We start from the raw sequence: 20,275 nt of genomic DNA on the forward strand, positions 1-20,275 counted from the left end.
CCCCCCAACCTACCCCAAATCCCCCCCATTGCTGGCGATCACTTTCTTATACCACCAGAACGATTTCTTGCGGGTGCGGGCGAGGGTGCCGTTGCCCTGGTCGTCGCGGTCGACGTAGACAAAGCCGTAGCGCTTGCTCATTTCTCCGGTTGAGGCGGCCACCAGGTCGATGCAGCCCCAGGTGGTGTAACCCAGCACCGGCACGCCGTCGGCGATGGCGTCGGCCATGGCGCGGATGTGTTCGCGCAGGTAGCTGATGCGGTAGTCGTCCTCAATCTCGCCTGCTGCATTGAACTCGTCGTGTGCGCCCAGGCCGTTTTCCACCAGGAACAGCGGCTTTTGGTAGCGGTCGTACATCATGTTCATGGTGATGCGCAGCCCCAGCGGATCGATGCCCCAGCCCCAGTCGCTGCGCGGCAGGTGCGGGTTCGCCAGCGATTTCACCACGTTGGCGGCGCTGCTGTTGTTGTCGTTCATGTCGGCGGAGGCGCAGCGCGAGGCGTAGTAGCTAAAGGAGACGAAGTCGACGGTGTGCTTCAGGATGTCGGCGTCTTCCGGTTCCATGACGATGCTCACGCCTTTCTCGCGGAAGACGCGGGCGGCGTAGGTGGGGTAAGCGCCGCGCGCCTGCACGTCGATAAAGAACAGGTTCTCGCGGTCTTTCTCCAGCGCGGCCCACACGTCTTCCGGCTTGCTGGACCACGGGTAGAAGTTGCCGCCGGCCAGCATGCAGCCTACCTGGTTGGCGGGGTTCACTTCGTGGGCGATGCGCGTCGCCAGCGCGCTGGCCACCAGTTCGTGGTGCGCGGCCTGGTATTTCACCTGTTCGGGGTTTTCGTCCGCTTCAAACACCAGCCCCGCGCCGGAGAATGGGCTGTGCAGCAGGATGTTGATCTCGTTGAAGGTGAGCCAGTATTTCACCAGCCCGTCGAAGGCTTCGAAGCAGGTGCGGGCGTAGCGGGTGAAGAACTCCACCATCCTGCGGCTGCGCCAGGAGCCGTATTCGGTCACCAGGTGCATCGGCACGTCGAAATGGCACAGGGTCACCAGAGGCTCGATGCCGTATTGGCGGCACTCTTCGAACAGGCTGCGGTAGAAGGCGATGCCTTCGGGGTTGGGCGTCAGCTCGTCGCCGTTGGGGTAAATCCGGCTCCAGGCGATGGAGGTGCGGAACACGGTAAAGCCCATCTCCGCCATCAGCGCGATGTCGTCGCGGTAGCGGTGGTAGAAATCGATGGCGTCGTGGCTGGGGTAAAACTCGTCGTCGCGCAGGCTAAAGCGCTTCTCCAGCCCGAGTTTGACCGCCATGCGGTTGGCGCCGTGCGGGATCATATCGACGGTGGTCAGCCCTTTGCCGCCCTCGCGATAGCCGCCTTCCGCCTGGTTGGCGGCTAAAGCGCCGCCCCATAAAAATCCTTTAGGGAATGTTGAATCGGACATGCAATCCTCTGGTGTCTCAATGCGTTGCGCCGGCGGCGTTCGCCGCCGGTGCGGTTTGGCCGGGCGCGGCGGCGTTTTCCGGCAGATCCTCGAAGCCCAGCATCAGCGTGAGCGCGAACGACAGCACCACCGAGAGCGCCATCACCGCCACCACCCACACGATGCTCATCGGGTTGGCCGGATCGAAGAACTGCACGCTGGTGAACAGCCCGGGCGAGGCCATCGAATGGCTGGCCAACCCGCCGATGCCAGCGACCGCGCCGCAGACAAAGCCGCTGATCAGGCTGGCGACCAGCGGCCGTTTCAGGCGCACCGCCACGCCGTACAGCGCCGGTTCGGAAATCCCTGCCACGATGGCGGAGGCGGCGGCGGCCAGCGCGGTCTGGCGCAGCTCGCGGTTCTTGGTTTTCAGCGCCACCGCCAGCGAAGCGCCGCCCAGCGACAGGTTGGCGCCGATCTCCGAAGGCATCACCATGCCCTCTTTGCCGGTCTCGGCGATGGTCTGGATGATGGTCGGGGTGAACACCCGATGCATGCCGGTGATCACCAGCAGCGGCCAAATCGCTCCCATGATGGCCACGGAAAGCCAGCCCAGGTAGCCGTGCACGGTGTAGACCAGCGCCGAAATGCCGCTGCCGATCCAGATGCCGAGCGGGCCGATAAGCAGAATGGCGATCGGCGCGGCGATCAGCACGATCAGCATCGGCTTGAGGAAGTTCTTGGTCACCGCCGGGGTGATGCGATCCACCCCGCGTTCGATGTGCGACAGGATCCAGGTCATCACCAGCGCCGGGATCACCGTGTAGGTGTATTTCACCGCCGTCACCGGGATGAAGGCGAATTCCACCGCCTGGCCCTGCGCCGCCTTGGCCATCAGATCGATAAAGTTGGGATGCACCAGCACCCCGGCAATGGCGATCGCCAATGACATGTTGGTTTTGAACTTCAGCGCCGCCGAGGCGGCGACCATCACCGGCAGGAAGAAGAACGCGCCGTCGCCGATCACGTTGAGGATGACGAGGGTCGAGGAGCCTTTCTCGAATACCCCGGCCATATCCAGGATCATCGCCAGCAGCTTCACCATCGAGCCGCCGATGATGGCGGGGATCAGGGGCGACATGGTGCCCACCAGCGCGTCGAGAATGCCAGCGCCGATGCCCTTCAGGGTGAGCTTGCGTTTCACCGGGGCGGCGGGGGCCGCCGCGCCCGGCATGCCGAGCGCCAGCACCGCCTGATAGGCCTTGGCCACCTCGTTGCCGATGATCACCTGGCACTGCTCGCCGCTGTGCACCACGCCCAGCACGCCGTCGATGGCCTTCAGCGCCGGCGTGTCGATCCGCGCTTTGTCTTTCACCACGAATCTCAGGCGGGTCATGCAGTGGGTCACGGCCTCGATATTGCCCGCGCCGCCCAGGGCGGCCACGATGGTGTGCGAGATCTCTGCGTAGTTCTTCGGCATGGCGTGTCGTCTCTCAGATAGCAATTCGGATAGCCCAAAGGCGAATATTTACTGCCTGGGCGATCCGTCGTTCCATCCGTATGAAACGCCCATAAGAAACCGGTTTCACAAAATCATGTATTGGCTTTTTGTGGTTGGCAAGAACTAGGATTTTTGGCGTTTCGTTTTCGTGATCTGGATCGTTAGAGGTAAGTGCGCACCGGCGCGCAGGGGCGCGAAAGCGTTCCAAACGCCGGGCGTCTTGGGTAGACTGCGCTGAACCCATGGATTTTGGCGGCGCACAGATGGCAACGATACTCGAGGTGGCGAAAAAGGCCGGCGTTTCAAAGGCGACGGTGTCGCGCGTTTTGTCCGGCAGCGGCTATGTCAGCGAGGAGAAACGCGCGTTGGTGGATAAAGCCATCGCGGAAACCGGCTATCGGCCCAACCTGCTGGCGCGCAGCCTGGCGACCAACACCACCCAAACCCTCGGCCTGGTGGTCACCAACACCCTCTACAGCGGCAACTATTTCAGCGAACTGATGGCGCAGTCGGCGCGCATCATGGAGGCGAACGGCCGTCAACTGATCCTGGCGGACGGCAAGCACACCGCCGAAGAGGAGCGGGCCGCCATTCAGTTTTTGCTGGATCTGCGCTGCGACGGGGTGATCATCTATCCGCGTTTTCTGTCGATCGCGGAAATGGACGAGATCGTCTCCCAACACCGCCAGCCGATTCTGGTGATCAACCGGCGGCTGCGGCTGAACGACAGCTACTGCATCTTCAGCGATCAGCACGCTGCCGGCGCGGTGGCGGTGGCGCACCTGATCGCGCGCGGCCATCGCGACATCGCCTTTATCACCGGTTCGCTCGATTCCCCCACCGGGCTGGAGCGGCTTTCCGGCTACAAGTCCGCGCTGGCGCAGCAGGGCATCGCGGTTAACGAGGCGTTGATCGTCGAAGGAAAATGGAACGCGCAAAGCGGCGTGGCGGCGGTCGATGCGCTGCTGGCCGGCGGGCAGCCGTTCAGCGCCATCGTCGCCGGCAACGACGAAATGGCCATCGGCGCGATGAAGCGGCTGGCGGAGCGCGACGTGGCGGTGCCGGAGGCGGTATCGGTCATCGGCTTCGACGACATCCCGCTGGCGCCCTATACCGTGCCGTCGCTGTCGAGCATGAAGATGCCGGTCACCGAGATGATCCAGGAGACCATCAACCGATTGCTGTCGATGCTGGACGGCGGCGAGCTCAGCAAGCGCCCCAGCTTCCCGGCCAGCCTGATCGAGCGCGAGTCGGTGGCGGCGGGGCCGTATTTTCAAAAAGGGTAAAACGGTAGGGTTGGCTTATTGTTCGCCACGGTAAGTCATATAAATTTTCTGCACTTCAGGATCGTCCATGCTGCCGTAGGAGATATTTTCTTTATCTAAACCATCCAGTCCTTTTATTCCACCGATGATGTTTGGCCAATCATCGCGGCTGGCTATGTCGATGACAAAAGGTTGCAGATATTGGTCGAGATGTCTCTGAGCGGGGGCGTTTATCTCGTCAGTCATAGCCTGGAGGTAGTCATGCTTATTCGTTTCCGCCCAGTTAATGCTGAACCCGGCACGGAAGCTGAGCTCCATGAAGACTAACAAAATTGTGCGGCCGTTGCCGTCCAGAAAGGGATGTGCGAAAGCCAATAATCCCATGACTTCCCCTGGCCGTTCCCTGAAGCGTTGTTCGTCTGCTGCAAGCCGCAGCGCATAATCAACGGCTCTGCGGATAGAATCAGGACGTTCGAAGACCGTATGGCGCGGTTCGTTGTTTGAGCTTTTGAAGACGGCAAGATGGGGGACCAGCGTGTTTCTGTCCTTTCCCGCCCAAGGATAGAAACCAGAGAACAGGATTTCGTGAACTTTCAGAATAGACGGGTAGTCTATGCGCTGCGTTTGGGCGAGGTAGCTGAGGGCGTCTTCGATGCTTAATTCGAATGAAAGATGTTCTGCCTTTTTTATTTCATCGGGATCTTTAAGCTTCAGGCTATTTTGCAAATAGCCGTTGGCATCAAAATCGCCGAAAGGATCAAACATCATGCTTTGAATTTCTTACGAACGGCCCTCTGTTCGCGGAAATAACGCCCCTGAAGGCTGAGAATTTCAGATTTGGTCAGGATACCTTTTCGTTTAAGGTTAACCAGTAATTGTTCCACCTCATCCAATTCGACAGCGTCGTCAGCCAGGCCGGTAATGGCCACCGCCATACGGCTCATGCCGTCGCGGGAATGTGTAATTTCATGGTCTTTAGCCAGTTGATGAACATAGTTGGCAACGCTAACGATGGCTCTTTGGGTCATGGGGCATCCTCCATTATTGGTCATATTTTAGCATGCCAATACGGCGATGTCGCTAAAGCGCAGCGCGTTGCGATGCGTCAGCGTGCCCCATAGGCGCGTTTTTTCGCCCTTACCCCAACCCCCCAATCCGCTGCCGAATCTCCTCCTCCGGCAGATCCACGCCAATAAATACCAAGGTGCTCTTGCGCTCTTCCTCAGGCAGCCATTCCCGATCCCAGTCGGCGTTATACAGCCGCTGCACCCCCTGGAACAGCAGGCGGCGCGGCTCGTCTTCGATAGACAGAATGCCTTTGTAGCGCAGCAGGTTGTCGGCGTATTCCAGCAGCAGGCCTTCCATCACGTCGGAGATTTGCATCAGCGGCAGCGGGCGTTCCAGCGTCACGACAATTGAGCGGATGTCGCTCTGCGGCTGCGGGATGCGGCGGAACAGCGGGGTGGCTGGCGTCAGGTTCAGCTTGTCGTTCAGCGTGAAGCCTTCGATGTCGAACAGCACGTTCAGATCAATATCGCCGTGCGTCACCTTGTAGACCGGCGCGCGGGCGTTCATCCGCTGCAGCCGCTGGATCAGCGCCTCGCAGTCCGGCGCCACGTCGGTTTTGGTCAACAGGATGCGGTCGGCGTAGCCCACCTGCGCCTGGGCGATGCTGAACTGGCTCAGCTGCTGCTCGGCGTGCGCCGCGTCCACCAGGGTGATGATGCCGTCCAGCAGGAAGCGCTCGCACAGGATCTCGTGCGAGAAAAAGGTCTGGGTAATCGGGCCGGGATCGGCCATGCCGGTGCATTCGATGATCAGCCGATCGAACGCCAGCTGGCCGCTGTCGACGCCGTCAAGCAAATCCAGCAGCGCGTCCGCCAGTTCGTTGGACTTGCTGCAGCAGATGCAGCCGTTGCTCAACGTGGTGATGCGACTGGCGCGATCGCCAATCAGCGCGTCGTCGATCGGCACTTCGCCGAACTCGTTCTCGATGACCGCGATCTTATAGCCGTGTTCGGCGTTCAGGATGTGGCGCAGCAGGGTGGTTTTGCCGGCGCCCAAAAAGCCGGTCAGGATGGTGACTGCGATGGGTTTCATACGGATCCTTGTGACTGCGGGTTAACAGCAGCGCATGCCGCCTTTGCCGTCGCCGCCGTAGCGCGCTTGCTGGCGCTCGCGGAAAAATTCTTTATAGGTCATCACCGGCTTGTCCGGGTGGTTGTCTTTCATGTGCTGGACGTAGGTATCGTAGTCAGGCACGCCCACCAACATGCGCGCCGCCTGCCCGAGATACTTCCCCGCCTGGCCGAGATTTCCGAACATAAACCTTCTCCAACTTTACCCTGCATCACTACAGCGCTTGCTTAAGCCTGATATTAGGGGAAGCCGGGGGATGGGGTTCCCGCAGGGATGCCCCACCTCCGGGTCGCCCCGGGTATCTCGATTGCATCGCGCCGCACGCCTGGCATCTTGCGATACGCAGGCCGTGCGGCTTTGGGTACTACTTAACGTTTATTATGCAGGGTATCCGTTAAATCACATCAATGCTGGGTCGAAACTTTGACCTCCCCCTCAGTTACGCCGTCGGCGGGCGCGGCCTGCGGCACCGGCACGTAAGGCGTTTCCTGATCGGTGCGTTTCGGGTTCTTGTGCGCCGCCATCGCGGTTTTCACCCCGTAGAAGATGATGCTGTACACCACCAGCAGGAACAGAATGCTCAGCCCGGCGTTGGTGTAGTTGTTCACCACGATGTGGTTCATGTTGGCGATCTGCTGGGCGCTCAGCTCGGCGCCGCCCTCGGCGATTTTGCGTTTGTATTCGCCGGCCAGGAAGAAGAAGCCTTCCAGCTGCGGGTTGTCGCTGAACAGCTTCAGGCCCAGCGCGTAGGTGGTGCAGATCAGCAGCCACACCGCCGGCAGCACGGTCACCCAGATGTATTGCGCGCGCTTCATCTTAATCAGCACCACGGTGCCCAGCACCAGCGCCACGGCGGCCAGCATCTGGTTGGAGATGCCAAACAGCGGCCACAGGCTCTTCACGCCGCCGAGCGGATCCACCACGCCCTGATACAGCAGGTAGCCCCACAGCCCGACGCAGCCGGCGGTGCCGATGATGCCGGCCACCAGCGAGTCGGTTTTCTTCAGGAATGGCACGAAGTTGCCCAGCAGATCCTGCAGCATAAAGCGGCCGGAGCGGGTGCCGGCGTCCAGCGCGGTCAGGATGAACAGCGCCTCGAACAGAATGCCGAAGTGATACCAGAAGCCCATGTTGGCGCCCGGAATGATCTGGTGGAACACGTGGGCGATGCCCACCGCCAGCGTTGGCGCGCCGCCGGCGCGGTTCAGCACCGAAGGTTCGCCGATGTCGGTGGCGGTCTGCAGGATCTGTTCCGGGCTGATGACGAAGCCCCAGGAGCTGACCGCCGCCGCCGCGTGCACGGTCACGTCCTTCAGCGAAGCCATGATCATCGGCGCGTCTTCAGTGCCCAGGCGGTGCAGGTCCGGCATGGTGATGCCCAGCGCCGCCGGCGGGGTGTTCATGGCGAAGTACAGGCCCGGCTCGATGATGGAAGCCGCCACCAGCGCCATGATGGCGACGAAGGACTCCATCAGCATCGCGCCGTAGCCGATAAAGCGCGCGTCGGTCTCATTGGCCAGCAGCTTCGGCGTGGTGCCGGAGGCGATCAGCGCGTGGAAGCCGGAGACCGCGCCGCAGGCGATGGTGATGAACAGGAACGGGAACAGCGTGCCTTTCCACACCGGGCCGGTGCCGTCGACGAACTGGGTCACCGCCGGCATTTTCAGCTCGGGATTGAGGATCACGATGCCGATCGCCAGCCCGACGATCACGCCGATTTTCAGGAAGGTGGCCAGGTAGTCGCGCGGCGCCAGGATCAGCCACACCGGCAGCAGGGCGGAGACGAACGCGTAGCCGATCAGCGTGAAGGTGATGGTGGTGTCTTTAAAGGTCAGCGCCGGGCCCCAGTACGGGTCGTGCGCCACCACGCCGCCGAACCAGATGGCGGCCACCAGCAGCACGATGCCGATGATTGACACTTCACCCACGCGGCCGGGGCGCAGGTAGCGCATGTAGATGCCCATAAACAGCGCGATCGGCACCGTGGAGCAGACGGTGAACACGCCCCACGGGCTTTCCGCCAGCGCTTTCACCACGATCAGCGCCAGCACCGCCAGGATGATGATCATGATCAGGAAGCAGCCGAACAGCGCGATGGTGCCCGGTATCGGCCCCATCTCTTTTTTGATGATCTCACCGAGCGAGGCGCCGTTGCGGCGCGAGGAGATGAACAGCACCATAAAGTCCTGCACCGCCCCCGCCAGCACTACGCCGCCCAGCAGCCACAGCGTGCCGGGCAGGTAGCCGACCTGCGCGGCCAGCACCGGCCCCACCAGCGGCCCGGCGCCGGCGATGGCGGCGAAGTGGTGGCCGAACAGCACGTTCTTGTTGGTCGGCACGTAGTTGAGGCCGTCGTTGTTGACCACCGCCGGGGTGGCACGGCCGGCGTCCAGCTTCATCACCCTGGTGGCGATGTACAGGCTGTAGTAGCGGTAGGCCACCAGATACACCGCCACCGAAGCGACGACGATCCACAGCGCGCTGATGTGTTCGCCGCGGCGCAGCGCCACCACGCCGAGGCAGGCTGCGCCGAGTATCCCCAGCAGCATCCACGGAATGTGCTTTAAAATCCCCTCTCGTTTCATGAGGTATCCTTAATTCCAGTCTGCAAAATATGAATGAACTCATCCGCTTGTAAGAGATGTCAGAGTGGCGCGGTGAGCCGTAGCGTCTTTCCCGAGGTAAGGCGGGTTTAGGAACAGCTCATCATCGCCGGGGGTTAGGGGGGAAGACAGGCGTATTTCGGTCAGCGGTCAGATCCGCCGGGTGAACGGTTGGATTGGCGGGGTGAGCGGTTTGTTGCATAACCAACAGCCGCCCGTCAGCCGCTGTTGCCAATGCAGCACCCGCCCGCACCCGTCGGCTTTAAACGCCCGGTTTTTCAGCCAGATGCCTTAACGTGGCGATTGGCACGCATCCTGCTATCGGTTTTATAACCAAAACAAGGTTTTCAATATTTGGAAATCAATAATGGTTATATGCGCGCCGCATAACGGCGCCGACGGTCAGAGGGAGAGAAGCATGTCAGCAGCAAACCACTCGCAGCAGCCGATTCAGTTCGCCTACTGGGTGCCGAACGTTTCCGGCGGCCTGGTGATCAGCAATATCCCGCAGCGCACCGGTTGGGACATCGGTTATAACCGCAAGCTGGCGCAGATCGCCGAGCGCGCCGGTTTCGACTACGCGCTTACCCAGATCCGCTTCACCGCCGGTTACGGCGCGGAGAACCAGCACGAGTCGGTGTCGTTCTCACAGGCCCTGCTGGACGCCACCGAAAAGCTGAAAGTGATCGCCGCGCTGCTGCCGGGGCCGTGGAACCCCACGTTGGCGGCCAAACAGATCGCCACCATCAGCCATCTTTCCAACGCGCGCATCGCGGTGAACATTGTCAGCGGCTGGTTCCGAGGCGAGTTCAAGGCCATCGGCGAGCCGTGGCTGGATCATGAGGAGCGCTACCTGCGCTCGGAAGAGTTTATCCGCTGCCTGCGCGGCATCTGGACTGAGCCCAGCTTCACCTTCGCCGGCGATTTCTACCGTTTCCGCGACTACTCGCTGAAGCCGAAGCCGCTGGCGCCGTTGCCGGAAATTTTCCAGGGCGGCAGCTCACGCGCGGCGCGCGACATGGCGGCGCGGGTCTCGGACTGGTATTTCACCAACGGCAACAGCGTGGAGGGCATTCGCCGGCAGGTGGAGGACATCCAGAGCAAGGCGCAGGCCAATCACCATCGGGTGAAGGTGGGGGTGAACGGTTTTGTCATCGCCCGCGAGAGCGAACAGGCGGCGCAGGCGGTGCTGCAGGAGATCATCGATCACGCCAACCCGGAGGCGGTGCAGGGCTTCGGGCACGAGGTGAAAAACGCCGGGGCGGCCTCGCCCGAGGGCGAGGGCAACTGGGCCAAGTCCACCTTCGAAGATTTGGTGCAGTATAACGACGGCTTTAAAACCAACCTGATCGGCACGCCGCAGCAGATCGCCGAGCGCATCATCGCGTTGAAAGACGCCGGGGTGGATCTGCTGTTGCTGGCGTTTCTGCACTTCCAGGAAGAGGTGGAGTACTTCGGCCGCGAAGTGATCCCGCTGGTGCGCGAACTGGAGCGCCAGCGGGCGGCGGCCTGAGCGTTAACCCGTTTGCAGGGTTTGCAGCAGGTGGATAAAGGCGGCGCTGAGCGGCGGCGTGGCCGGCTCATGGCGGGTAAAGACATAAAAGCGCGCGCTGATGTCGATCCCCTGCGTCGGGATTTTCTGCAGGTGCAGCTGCGGGGCGTAGTGCGCGACGACCCGATCGCTCAGCAGCGCGATATAGCCCTGCTGCCTGACCAGGCACCAGGTCGCCAGAAAGGAGTCGGTCTCGACGATCTGGCCGTGCGGCGTGTAACGCTCGGCGATCTCGCGGATGGCGGCGTGCCCCACCGAGCAGGAGCGCGGCACCACCCATTTGGCTTCGGCCGGCGGCTGCCCGGCGGCGGTCAGGTCGCCCCCTTGATAGAGCGAGAAGCGCTCGCTCTTCAGCGCCTGCATGGCCAGATCGGCGCCGCCCGCCGCGCCGTTCAGGCTGCTGACCGCCAAATCCAGCTCGCAGTTTCTCAGCCGGGCGAGCAGGCCTTCCGGGCCGTCTTCCACCACCGTCACCCGGGTATGCGGGTAGCGGCGGTTGAAGCCTTCGAGCACCTGGGGCAGGTAGCACAGCAGCGGATCGACGCTCATCCCCACCCGCAGGCGCTTCTCGCCGCCGGCGCTCATGCCGCGCAGCTCGTCAAACGCGCTGAGCAACTGATTGGTGGCGGCGTCTATCCGCCGGTAAAACAGCTCGCCGACCGCCGTCAGGCGCACGCCGCGGTTGCTGCGCTCCAGCAACCGCGCGCCGATGGACATTTCCAGCTCTTTGAGCACCCGGCTGAGCGTCGGTTGCGAGACGGCCAGTTTTTTCGCGGCATCGTGCAAACTTCCGCAGTGAACGATGTCTTTGAACATCGTCAGATGAGCCAGTTTCGGCATGGTTTTCATGGTGGATCTCCCTGGAAGTGAACGGCATTAGCCGGAGCCGGCGATGCGGCTGTAATAGGCCTGTTTCATCATGCTGTCGTTCAGCAGTTTATTGATGGTCTGGTCGAGCACCGGCGTGGTGACGGAGGCCGGCATCAGCGTGGCGGTGATCTCCACGTCGTCGTCGCCAAAGGGTTCGATATCCAGATGCGAGATAAAGCAGTTTTCTCCTTGCAGCACCTGTTTGAATTTGGCCAGCGCTTCACGCTGTTCATGCTCGAAGGCAATGACGCAAATCTGGTAGGTGGATTCGCCGTTAACGTCATTGAAGGGCTGTTTGTTGACCATATTGACCAGCGGGCGCAGCAGGGTGTTGGCGGCGAGCACGAACAGCGTGGCGGCCAGCGCATCGCCGTACAGGCCGCAGCCGGCGCAGGCGCCGACCGCCGCGGAGCCCCAGAGCGTGGCGGCGGTGTTCAGGCCGCGGATGTTCATCCCTTCTTTCATGATGGCCCCGGCGCCGAGAAAGCCGACGCCGGAGACCACGTAGGAGATGACGCGCACCGCGCCGCCGCTGCCGTCGATGGTCATGGCCAGGTGGACGAAGATCGCCGCGCTGGTGGCCACCAGCGTATTGGTGCGCAGCCCGGCGGTGCGCTGGCGGAATTGTCTTTCGTAGCCGATGGCGGCGCCCAGGACGGACGCGGTCAGCAGCGTCAGCAGTGTATGAATGAAATGCATGATAATAACTCGATGTATTATCCGCTTATCATGAGCCACCCGTGGCGGGGTGACTCTTGATAAACAGGTAGTTAAGTTGGCGGGATCCGTCCCGCCAGGCCAGGGCGGCGCTCAGTGCGCGGCGGCGATCTGCCGGCTGAGCGTCTCGCTGATTTTGTCCGTCAGCGGCTGCATCCCCTCGCGGGTGCGCGTCTCGCGGCGCTGCGCGATGTGATAGCAGCCGTCGAGGGTGCCGGCGCCCAGCAGGAGGATGCGATCAGACATCATCACCGCTTCCTCTACGCTGTGGGTCACCAGCACGATGGAGCGGGTTTTGATCTGGCGCGTGCTCCAGATGCGCAGCAGATCGCTGCGCAGGTGTTCGCCGGTATAGACGTCCAGCGCGGAAAACGGCTCATCCAGCAACAGCAGCATCGGTTCTACCGCCAGCGCGCGCGCAAAGCCGACCCGTTGGCGCATGCCGCCGGAAAGCTCGCGCGGGTAGGCGTCGCGGTAGGGCGCGAGCCCGACCAGATCGAGCATTTTCAGCGTCTGGGTTTCGACCACCTGCGGCGGCAGATCCTGCGCCTGCAGCCCGAAGGCGATATTTTGGTAGACGTTCAGCCACGGGAAAATGGCGAAGGTCTGGAACACCATGTTGATCTGCGGATTCGGCCCCGAGACTTTTTTATCCCCCAGCATCACGGTGCCCAGATCCGGCGCGATCAGGCCGGAAAGTATGCGCAGCAGGGTGGATTTGCCCGAGCCGGACTGCCCCAAAATGCTGACGACCTCGTTATCGTAGAGGCGCAGGTTGATTTCATTCAGCACCAGGCGTTTTTCTTTACCGGTAGGCTGAACGCTTTTGCTGACGTTATTAACCGTCAGCAGCGTGGTTTTTTTTACCATCATGATGTTTCTCCACTCAATTAAAAATATGAGCATGGAAAAATGGCCGATAGTTATCGCCGCGCAGGGGTAAAATAAATGCGAGCGCAAATAAGCCTGAGCGTTATCGGACTGTTAATAAGCGTATGCTGGAAGGATTAGCCTGTCAGGCGCGCCGGAGCGGCGTGCGCGGAGGCCATGCGCTGAAGGGGTAAAGCGAAGGGATGTGGTAATTGACGCATATCCTGACACTTTCAGGATGCAATGGGATGACTATTGCTCCTGTGACCTCAGCGATTCCAACAATAAAATAAACAACCAACTGTCGCCGTCCATATCATTTCCCCGTTATTTTTCGTGTGGCCATAATACGCGTGATATTGCCTGTGATTCAATGTGGTTAGGCGGAATTATCGCGGCAAAATGTAATTTAATATGAATGCGGGAAAGTTTTTCTTTATTTATTAAACGGGGCGTCAACGAAAATCATGAGAGTGAATATAGGCGCTATTTTATGGAAATATAAACCTGAATTAAACGAGAGAATAACAGGGCGGGCGCAAGACAAATAATGAACCGGCCGCAGCGCGCGCTGCGGCCGGTATCGGGTCAGAACTGATACATGATGCCGGTTTCGACAATGTCGTCGGCGCCGGCGCCGACGGCGTTCTGCCGTTGCAGCAGGTTGAGCTTGTACTCCACGTAGGTCGACATATTGGCGTTGAAGCTGTAGTTCAGCGCCAGATCCAGGTATTTGACCAGATCGGCGTCGCCGATGCCGGGCAGGTTACGGCCGCGCGTTTGCAGGTAGGCCACCGAGGGCGTGACGCCGGAATCGAAGTGATACTGCGCGACCGCCTCGACGGCGTCCGCGCGGGGGGCGAAGCCGGCGTAGCGATCGCCGTCGACATAGGTCATGTTTTCGGTGCGCGCATAGCTGGCCGCCAGGTAGAGGTTGTCCAGATCGTATTTCAGCCCCAGCGTCCAGGCCCGGGCGCGATCGCCGTCAGCCAGGCCGAAGCGCTGCTGCGCCAGGGTGCGCGCAGAGTTGGCGTAGGCGGCGCCAAAGTTTAGCCCCGCGCCGGTGTCGTAGGTGGCGGAAAAGGCGTAGCCATCGCCGTTTTGCGTCTGAATATCCTTCGCCCGCAGAGCGTCGCCCCCCCGATTCTTCCCCTGATATTGCAGGCCGAGATCCAGACCGTCCAACAGCCCGCCCAGGCTGCGGTTGTGGTAGGTCAGCAGGCCGTTGGCGCGGCCGGTCATAAAGTTGTCGGCCGCTTCGTAGCTGTCGTTGCCGAATTCGGGCAGCACGTCCGTCCAGCCGGCCACGTCATACAGCAGACCGTAGTTGCGGCCGTAGTCCAGGCTGCCCCAGCGGCCGAACGTCAGCCCGGCGAAGCCCAGCCGGGTATAGCTATTGCCCGGCCCGGCGCTTTCCGGCTGATCGAGCCCCGCCTGATATTCCCATTGACCATACCCTGTCAGCCCGTCGGCGATCTGCGTCTCGCCTTTGAAACCGAAACGGGTGTAGGAGCGATCGCCGTTATTGTCGGCATCGCTGCTGAAGTAATGCACTCCGTTCAGTTGGCCGTAGAGATCCAGTTTATTGCCGTCTTTATTGACGATTTCTGCCCCGGCGGCGGCTGCCGGTATCAGGATGACCAGCGCCATCAGTAAGCTTTTATGTTTCATTTCACGACCCTGAGTTAACGAAAATGCGGCCTTATCCGGCCGGTTGCGCCTGCGCGATTTTTTTGTACAGGCAGCTGCGGATCCGATCGGTGAGGTGCCGCAGGCTGTCCCGGTTGCGCGCCGCGCGGGGAATATTGATGCTGAATTCGTCATCGATCCGTTTGCTGGTTGCGTCCAGGATCAGCACCCGATCGGACATCAGCACCGCCTCTTCGACGTCGTGCGTCACCATCACCATGGCGCGCGTGCGCAGCCGGTTGTCTCCCCACAGCGCCAGCAGGTCGCCCCGCAGTTTTTGCGCGGTAAAGATATCGAGGGCGGAGAAGGGTTCGTCCAGCAGCAAGAGGTCGGGCTCTACCGCCAACGCCCGGGCGAAGCCCACCCGTTGACGCATGCCGCCCGAAAGCTCGCGCGGCCAGGCGTGCTCATAGCCGGTCAGGCCCACCAGGCGCAGCAGCGCCCCCAGCCGCTCGGCGATCGTCTGCGGCGGCAGCTTTTGCGCCAGCAGCCCGAAGGCGATGTTGTCGTACACCGTCAGCCAGGGATAGAGCGCGTAGGACTGAAACACCATGCCGACGTTGGCGCTCGGGCCGTCGACCGGTTTGCCCGCCAGCGTGAGCGTGCCGTTGTCCGGTGGGATCAGCCCGGCCAGCATGCGCAGCAGCGTGGACTTGCCCGAGCCGGATTGCCCCAGAATGGTGACGAACTCGCCGGCGTGTACGGTCAGCGATACGTCGCGCAGCACGGGTTTGGGGCGCTTGTTTTCGCCGATAAACGTCTTGTTCAGCCGGCGGGCGCTGATAATTACCTCTTGAGTCACCATGTGCTTCCCCCTTTGATCAGTCATATTTGAATTTGGTTTCCGCAATGCGATACAGCGGTTGCCAGACGAAGATGATGCACAGCGCTACCAGCGCGCACATGGCTGCGCAGCCCAGCGCGGACTCCGGGTTCTTGCCGGCGTCGGTGACGACGGAAATGAACGCGCCCAGCCCGGTGGCGCTGAGGGTGGTGCTGCCCCACTGGATCACCTCGGCGGCGATGGCGCTGTTCCAAGCGCCGCCGGCGGCGGAGATGATGCCCGTCACGATGTAGGGGAAGATCGCCGGCAGCATGTAGTAGCGCCACCAGCGGAAGCGGCGCAGCCCGAAGGTTTCGCTGACCTCGGTGATCTGCGTCGGAATGGCGGAAACGCCGGCGATCACGTTGAACAATACGTACCACTGGGTGCCCAGCATGATCATCGGAATGGCCCACCAGCCGAGATCCTGATGATAAATGGCGATGAAGGCGGCGATCAGCGGGTAGAAAATGTTGGGCGGAATGGCCGCCAGGATCTGGATGATCGGCTGGAAGATCTTCACCAGGCGCGGATTCAGGCCGATCCACACCCCCAGCGGCGTGAAGATCGCCACGCTGAGCAGCATGGCCGCGGCCACGCGCGCGGTGGTGAGCAGCATCCACTCCGGCAGCATGGCGAAGTACTGTTTGGGGAAGTATTCCCACAGCCGGTAACCGAACCAGACGCAGGCCAGCACCACGCCGAGATACCACAGGCTGCGCCACAGCCAATTGCCTTTGGCGGCGAGGCGAAACAGGCGGTGCAGGCCGAGGGCGTACCACAGCCGCGGCAGCTTGAACAGCCACAGATCAGCGAGCGCGCGCAGCGTGCGGCCGAGCGCCGCGCCGACGTGCGAAAAGGCCAGACTGTTGTAGAACCACGGATTGCCGAGCGCCCGATTGGCGGTGACGTCTTCGTATTTGAAGCGGGCGGTGTAACGCACCAGCGGGCGGAAAACCAGCTGATCGAGCAGCACGATGTTGGCGGCCAGCGCGACGATCGCATACAGGATCGCCGGCACGTTCTGCTGCGCCAGTGCTTCGGCGATATAGGAGCCGACGCCGGGCAGTTCGACCGAGCGATCGCCGACCGGAATGGCTTCGGAGGCCACCAGGGCGAACCAGGCGGCGGATTGCGACACCATGGCGTTCCACAGCAGGCCCGGCACCGAATAGATGAACTCCAGCCGCCAGAAGCGTTGCCACGGGTTGTAATTGAAGCTGCGGGCGGCTTCGTCCAGCTCCTTGGGCACGATGCGCAGCGTCTGATACAGCGTCAGCATCATGTTCCAGGCCTGGCCGGTAAACACCGCGAAGATGGCGGTGCACTCCAGCCCCATCACGCTGTGTGGGTAGAGGTTGAGAAAGTACACGGTCGTGAAGGTCAGGAACCCCACCAGTGGCACCGACTCCATAAAGTTGACGAAGGGCAAGATCACCCGGCGCAGCGGCGCATAGCGCGCGGCCAGCACGGCGAACACCACAGAAAACAGCAGCGACCAGGCCATGCCGAGGAGAAAACGCATGCTGGTTCTGAGCGAATAATAAAGCAGGTTCCAGGCATCGAGACTAATGGCAGAGACATTTTGTTCATTGAAGTCGCCGTGCATGTCGCCCCACGCGCGAATAAAAAAGGCAATGAAGAAAACGCCGATGGCGATAACGATAAAGTCATTTAAATAAGACTTTCTGAAAACAGATGTACCCCGGTTATTTTGCATAACGCAATACCTTATTTTTCCCATAAGAAATCCGTCGGCGCTCGGGTAATAGGCCCGGCGACATCAGATAAATACCGCCACAGCGGTTGAGACAAACGTTATTTTCGCAGCGAGGCGATGGGTGGGCAGGCAGAGCGGGAAAGGCCGTCAGAAGGGGAGCGGTTGCCGCATTCCGTATCTTTCAGAATGCAACGTGGATGGCATTACTGAAAGGTGCCCAATAGCATTAGCGTAAAACTAAAACTTTCATCGCCCATAGGGCCCTCCTCGGTTTAAATATGGCACGGAGAGGGTAATGTGTTTTGCTAATAAAAAGCAATTGGCGGCGCGCGGTTTTTACGGTTGATATGTAACAGGATGAATATTCATTTTTTAATCGCTATATTCAGAAAATAAAATAACCTATTTTGATGGCGGTAAATGCGGTGAAAATAAATCGCGGCGAAATAAAACGGCGCGCCTGAATACCGCGCGCCGTAACATTAATAAACCTGCCTGCCATTGATGCCGGCGGGGAAAATGCCGGTGGCGAAGAGATGCCCGTTGGCCTGGATCTGGTCGTCGGCCAGCATCTCCAGCGGAAACTCGGCCGCCAGGCAGTTGAGAAAGGCGTTGCGATCGTCGGTGGTGGTAAAGCCGATCAGATCGTAGAACAGCAGCGAAGCGATCAGCTGGCGATGTTCCGGGATGCGCCGCAGCAGCGCCGCCGACGGGAACGGCAGATGGAAAAAGAACGCGCAGTCGTTCAGCAGCCCCTGTTCCTTCAGCGCCTGGGCGCAGGGCAGCAGCTGGTAATCGTCGATGCAGACGATGTCGCCCGGGCACAGGTGTTCGCAGGCGATATCGGCAAAACGGCGATTCAGCTGCCGGTAGGCGCGGTAGTTTTCCGGCGTGAAGTGCGCCTTCTCCGGCTGGTTGTGGAACACCGGCCACAGGCCGTCGTGGTAGTAGCCCTGATAGTGGCGGCGGAACTCTTCGATCGACAGCGGGAAGGTCACCTGATCGTAACCGGCGTCTTGACGGCAGTGGATCGGGCGCTGCGCGAAATTCTGCACGTCGCCGTTCCAGCCGAGCCACAGCCCCGGTTCGGCGTCGGCCGCCAGCGTCCGGCCGGCGCAGGCCAGATCCTTACCATCGCACTGCTTGTTGGAAATCAGCACCAAACGAGACATGGGGGTCTCCTTATCAGTGAAGGGCGCGCGGGGCGTGCGCCGCGCAGTCGGCGCGCCAGGGCGCTTGCAGCGCGGGCAGCGTGACGCGCAGGCCGCGCAACGCCGGATGCGCCAGGCAGCAGCGCGTCAGCCAGCTTCCCAGCCCGACGCCGCGGTATTCGGCGCTGACGAACAGTTCGCTCACCGAGGCGAAGGTGGCGTAATCGGTCACCATGCGGGCGAAGCCGAGCTGGTGGCGTTTGCGATACAGGCCAAAGCACAGGCCGTGGCGCGCCAGGCGCTCCGCCGCCGCCCGATCCGGCAGGCTGAGAAAACGCTGGATCGCGTCGATATCCAACAACTGCCGATCGGTGCTGATATGAAAAACGCCTTTGCGCCAGCAGAGCAGCGGCTGTGCGGGCGCCCGTTGCGGTTGCATATTCATGATTATCCTTAGGTTAACGAATCAGTGGGCGGTTACAGCATCCAGCCGAGTTCGGCGGCGGTGACCTGTTCCTCGAAGCGGCGCAGTTCGGCGCTTTTGCAGGTGTGCCACAGGGTGCAGAACGCCGGGCCGAGCAGTTCGCGCAGCGGATCGCTGTGGCGGAACAGCGCCAGCGCCTCCTGCTGGCCGAGCGGCAAGGGCGCGGCGTTGTCGCTCTCGCAGCCGTTGGCGGCGGGCGGCAGCGGCAGCGGGTGTTCCAGCCCGTGCAGCAGGCCGCCGAGCATCACCGCCAGCGCCAGATAGGGGTTGGCGTCGGCGCCGGCCAGGCGGTATTCGATGCGCTGGTTGGCGCTGTCGGCGCAGGGCAGGCGCAGCGCCACCGTGCGATTGTTGTGGCCCCAGGAGGCGCGCAGCGGCACGTGCATGCCGGGGCGGAAGCGGCGAAACGCGTTGATGTTGGGCGCCAGGATCGCCATCGACGCCGGCATCAGCGCCAGCATGCCCGCCATCGCCTGCTGCATGTTGTCGCTCAGTTCGCCCGGCGCGCCGGTCAGCAGGTTCTCGCCGTGCTCGTTCTGCAGGCTGATGTGAAAATGCAGCCCGCTGCCGGCGGCATGGGCGCAGGGCTTGGCCATAAAGCAGGCGTGCTGGTGATGTTGCTCGGCAATCTGCCGCGTCAGGCGCTTCAGCGCCATGATCTGGTCGCAGGCTTCCAGCACGCGCCGGCTGTGATGCAGGTTCAGCTCGTACTGGCCGGAAGCGGCTTCGGCCACCACGCCGGTCAGCGGCAGGCTTTGCAGCCGCGCGTGCCGTTCGATGTCGCTCAGCAGCGCATGGTGGCGCTCGGGCGCATCCACCGCGAAGCTCTGCGTCGGGCAGGCTTCCGCCTCGGCGGGGCGCTGCGGATCCTGCAGGTAGAACTCCAGTTCGGCCGCCACCACCGGGAAGCAGTTGCGCTCGTGCAGGCGCTTCAGCACCCGTTGCAGCACCACACGCGGCTCCAGCTCGCAGGCGTCGCCGTCGGCGTTTTGCATCGTCAGCAGCAGCTGGGCGTGGCGTTCGGGATCGCGCGCGCAGGGGCGCAGCGTGCCGGGCACCGGCAGGCACAGCCGATCCGGCTCGCCCGCCCGTTGCCCCAGCCCGCTTTCTTCAATCACCCGGCCGTGCAGATCCAGGGCGTAGATCGACAGCGGGAAGTAGCAGCCTTTTTCCAGGCCAAAGGCTTCGGCGATCGGCAGGCGCTTGCCGCGCAGCTGGCCGTTCAGATCGTGCAGATAAATATCCAGCTGTTCGGTATCCGGATAGCGCTGCAGGTAGTGTTCCAGCTCTTTGCGGAAGGTGCGCGTCGGCGATGCGGGCAGCTCTGCCAGCAGAGGATTGAACCCGATAATATTAGAATGCATGGCGCGCTCCAGAACGAAGACCGGTCACGGCCAGAGGCAGGGATAAACGCATGAGACAACTCTCTTGTGAGGCCATAGCGGCGATGTGGAAAGGGTATCTGCGGCGGC

General features: G+C 61.6%; 18 protein-coding genes. 2 read left to right on the forward strand and 16 right to left on the reverse strand.

What is annotated here, in order from left to right:
* Nucleotides 1–9 precede the first annotated feature (9 nt).
* Together ACUTQY_RS14015 and ascF are read right to left on the reverse strand one after the other, a co-directional pair.
* Nucleotides 10–1,440, reverse strand: a complete 1,431-nt coding sequence (locus ACUTQY_RS14015; RefSeq protein WP_046688153.1) for a 6-phospho-beta-glucosidase — start codon at nucleotides 1,438–1,440, stop codon at nucleotides 10–12.
* Nucleotides 1,441–1,456: 16 nt separating this feature from the next.
* Entirely contained in the window at nucleotides 1,457–2,899 is a 1,443-nt protein-coding gene (gene ascF, locus ACUTQY_RS14020; protein ID WP_046688154.1) for a PTS cellobiose/arbutin/salicin transporter subunit IIBC, read from the reverse strand.
* 284 nt (nucleotides 2,900–3,183) lie between these two features.
* On the opposite strand from ascF, the gene ACUTQY_RS14025 reads away from it, so the two are divergent.
* The gene (locus ACUTQY_RS14025) at nucleotides 3,184–4,206 is read left to right on the forward strand and encodes a LacI family DNA-binding transcriptional regulator (protein ID WP_128868731.1); all 1,023 of its coding nucleotides are present in this window, start codon (nucleotides 3,184–3,186) and stop codon (nucleotides 4,204–4,206) included.
* A 15-nt stretch (nucleotides 4,207–4,221) separates the two neighbouring features.
* Here ACUTQY_RS14025 and ACUTQY_RS14030 read toward each other — a convergent pair whose 3' ends face one another.
* The 5 genes from ACUTQY_RS14030 to ACUTQY_RS14050 all read right to left on the reverse strand — a co-directional run bounded on the left by ACUTQY_RS14030 (nucleotide 4,222) and on the right by ACUTQY_RS14050 (nucleotide 8,909).
* Complete coding sequence (locus ACUTQY_RS14030; RefSeq protein ID WP_046688156.1) at nucleotides 4,222–4,953, reverse strand: Fic/DOC family protein; 732 nt, start codon at nucleotides 4,951–4,953, stop codon at nucleotides 4,222–4,224.
* A complete protein-coding gene (locus ACUTQY_RS14035; protein ID WP_047025142.1) occupies nucleotides 4,950–5,213 on the reverse strand; it encodes a hypothetical protein in 264 nt (87 codons plus the stop codon). The genes ACUTQY_RS14030 and ACUTQY_RS14035 overlap by 4 nt, the downstream gene beginning before the upstream one ends.
* Before the next feature lie 109 nt (nucleotides 5,214–5,322).
* Complete coding sequence (yjiA, locus tag ACUTQY_RS14040; RefSeq protein ID WP_342188237.1) at nucleotides 5,323–6,285, reverse strand: GTPase; 963 nt, start codon at nucleotides 6,283–6,285, stop codon at nucleotides 5,323–5,325.
* Nucleotides 6,286–6,306: 21 nt separating this feature from the next.
* Nucleotides 6,307–6,510, reverse strand: a complete 204-nt coding sequence (locus ACUTQY_RS14045; protein ID WP_004953088.1) for a YbdD/YjiX family protein — start codon at nucleotides 6,508–6,510, stop codon at nucleotides 6,307–6,309.
* A gap of 218 nt (nucleotides 6,511–6,728) precedes the next feature.
* The gene (locus tag ACUTQY_RS14050) at nucleotides 6,729–8,909 is read right to left on the reverse strand and encodes a carbon starvation CstA family protein (protein ID WP_046688159.1); all 2,181 of its coding nucleotides are present in this window, start codon (nucleotides 8,907–8,909) and stop codon (nucleotides 6,729–6,731) included.
* A 436-nt stretch (nucleotides 8,910–9,345) separates the two neighbouring features.
* On the opposite strand from ACUTQY_RS14050, the gene sfnG reads away from it, so the two are divergent.
* Nucleotides 9,346–10,440: a dimethylsulfone monooxygenase SfnG gene (sfnG, locus tag ACUTQY_RS14055; RefSeq protein ID WP_025305137.1), complete on the forward strand. Its 1,095-nt coding sequence runs from the start codon at nucleotides 9,346–9,348 to the stop codon at nucleotides 10,438–10,440.
* Nucleotides 10,441–10,443: 3 nt separating this feature from the next.
* On the opposite strand, the gene ACUTQY_RS14060 is transcribed toward sfnG, so the two are convergent.
* From ACUTQY_RS14060 to ACUTQY_RS14100, 9 genes are all read right to left on the reverse strand, one after another.
* A complete protein-coding gene (locus ACUTQY_RS14060) occupies nucleotides 10,444–11,328 on the reverse strand; it encodes a LysR family transcriptional regulator (RefSeq protein ID WP_033641720.1) in 885 nt (294 codons plus the stop codon).
* A gap of 27 nt (nucleotides 11,329–11,355) precedes the next feature.
* Entirely contained in the window at nucleotides 11,356–12,048 is a 693-nt protein-coding gene (locus ACUTQY_RS14065; protein WP_019453282.1) for an MgtC/SapB family protein, read from the reverse strand.
* Nucleotides 12,049–12,159: 111 nt separating this feature from the next.
* A complete protein-coding gene (locus ACUTQY_RS14070; protein ID WP_033641721.1) occupies nucleotides 12,160–12,939 on the reverse strand; it encodes an ABC transporter ATP-binding protein in 780 nt (259 codons plus the stop codon).
* A 585-nt stretch (nucleotides 12,940–13,524) separates the two neighbouring features.
* Nucleotides 13,525–14,607 carry a porin gene (locus ACUTQY_RS14075; protein ID WP_033641722.1) on the reverse strand — a complete coding sequence of 361 codons (1,083 nt, stop codon included), beginning with the start codon at nucleotides 14,605–14,607 and terminating at the stop codon, nucleotides 13,525–13,527.
* 31 nt (nucleotides 14,608–14,638) lie between these two features.
* Nucleotides 14,639–15,430, reverse strand: coding sequence for an ABC transporter ATP-binding protein (locus ACUTQY_RS14080; RefSeq protein ID WP_046688160.1), 792 nt, complete (start codon nucleotides 15,428–15,430; stop codon nucleotides 14,639–14,641).
* 16 nt (nucleotides 15,431–15,446) lie between these two features.
* The gene (locus ACUTQY_RS14085; protein WP_089192526.1) at nucleotides 15,447–16,973 is read right to left on the reverse strand and encodes an ABC transporter permease subunit; all 1,527 of its coding nucleotides are present in this window, start codon (nucleotides 16,971–16,973) and stop codon (nucleotides 15,447–15,449) included.
* A gap of 677 nt (nucleotides 16,974–17,650) precedes the next feature.
* On the reverse strand, nucleotides 17,651–18,340 hold the full coding sequence (locus ACUTQY_RS14090; RefSeq protein WP_046688161.1) for a trehalose-6-phosphate synthase: 690 nt from the start codon (nucleotides 18,338–18,340) through the stop codon (nucleotides 17,651–17,653).
* Between the two features lie 13 nt (nucleotides 18,341–18,353).
* The gene (locus tag ACUTQY_RS14095; RefSeq protein ID WP_042783609.1) at nucleotides 18,354–18,764 is read right to left on the reverse strand and encodes a GNAT family N-acetyltransferase; all 411 of its coding nucleotides are present in this window, start codon (nucleotides 18,762–18,764) and stop codon (nucleotides 18,354–18,356) included.
* 32 nt (nucleotides 18,765–18,796) lie between these two features.
* Nucleotides 18,797–20,167: a glutamine synthetase family protein gene (locus tag ACUTQY_RS14100; protein WP_033641727.1), complete on the reverse strand. Its 1,371-nt coding sequence runs from the start codon at nucleotides 20,165–20,167 to the stop codon at nucleotides 18,797–18,799.
* Nucleotides 20,168–20,275: the final 108 nt, after the last annotated feature.

Source organism: Serratia sp. TSA_130.1 (assembly GCF_052691795.1).

Coding starts and splice junctions, on each gene's coding strand:
- ACUTQY_RS14015 (WP_046688153.1), bottom strand. CDS start 1,440: ATGTCCGATTCAACATTCCCTAAAGGATTTTTATGGGGCGGCGCTTTA.
- ascF (WP_046688154.1), bottom strand. CDS start 2,899: ATGCCGAAGAACTACGCAGAGATCTCGCACACCATCGTGGCCGCCCTG.
- ACUTQY_RS14025 (WP_128868731.1), top strand. CDS start 3,184: ATGGCAACGATACTCGAGGTGGCGAAAAAGGCCGGCGTTTCAAAGGCG.
- ACUTQY_RS14030 (WP_046688156.1), bottom strand. CDS start 4,953: ATGATGTTTGATCCTTTCGGCGATTTTGATGCCAACGGCTATTTGCAA.
- ACUTQY_RS14035 (WP_047025142.1), bottom strand. CDS start 5,213: ATGACCCAAAGAGCCATCGTTAGCGTTGCCAACTATGTTCATCAACTG.
- yjiA (WP_342188237.1), bottom strand. CDS start 6,285: ATGAAACCCATCGCAGTCACCATCCTGACCGGCTTTTTGGGCGCCGGC.
- ACUTQY_RS14045 (WP_004953088.1), bottom strand. CDS start 6,510: ATGTTCGGAAATCTCGGCCAGGCGGGGAAGTATCTCGGGCAGGCGGCG.
- ACUTQY_RS14050 (WP_046688159.1), bottom strand. CDS start 8,909: ATGAAACGAGAGGGGATTTTAAAGCACATTCCGTGGATGCTGCTGGGG.
- sfnG (WP_025305137.1), top strand. CDS start 9,346: ATGTCAGCAGCAAACCACTCGCAGCAGCCGATTCAGTTCGCCTACTGG.
- ACUTQY_RS14060 (WP_033641720.1), bottom strand. CDS start 11,328: ATGAAAACCATGCCGAAACTGGCTCATCTGACGATGTTCAAAGACATC.
- ACUTQY_RS14065 (WP_019453282.1), bottom strand. CDS start 12,048: ATGCATTTCATTCATACACTGCTGACGCTGCTGACCGCGTCCGTCCTG.
- ACUTQY_RS14070 (WP_033641721.1), bottom strand. CDS start 12,939: ATGATGGTAAAAAAAACCACGCTGCTGACGGTTAATAACGTCAGCAAA.
- ACUTQY_RS14075 (WP_033641722.1), bottom strand. CDS start 14,607: ATGAAACATAAAAGCTTACTGATGGCGCTGGTCATCCTGATACCGGCA.
- ACUTQY_RS14080 (WP_046688160.1), bottom strand. CDS start 15,430: ATGGTGACTCAAGAGGTAATTATCAGCGCCCGCCGGCTGAACAAGACG.
- ACUTQY_RS14085 (WP_089192526.1), bottom strand. CDS start 16,973: ATGCGTTTTCTCCTCGGCATGGCCTGGTCGCTGCTGTTTTCTGTGGTG.
- ACUTQY_RS14090 (WP_046688161.1), bottom strand. CDS start 18,340: ATGTCTCGTTTGGTGCTGATTTCCAACAAGCAGTGCGATGGTAAGGAT.
- ACUTQY_RS14095 (WP_042783609.1), bottom strand. CDS start 18,764: ATGAATATGCAACCGCAACGGGCGCCCGCACAGCCGCTGCTCTGCTGG.
- ACUTQY_RS14100 (WP_033641727.1), bottom strand. CDS start 20,167: ATGCATTCTAATATTATCGGGTTCAATCCTCTGCTGGCAGAGCTGCCC.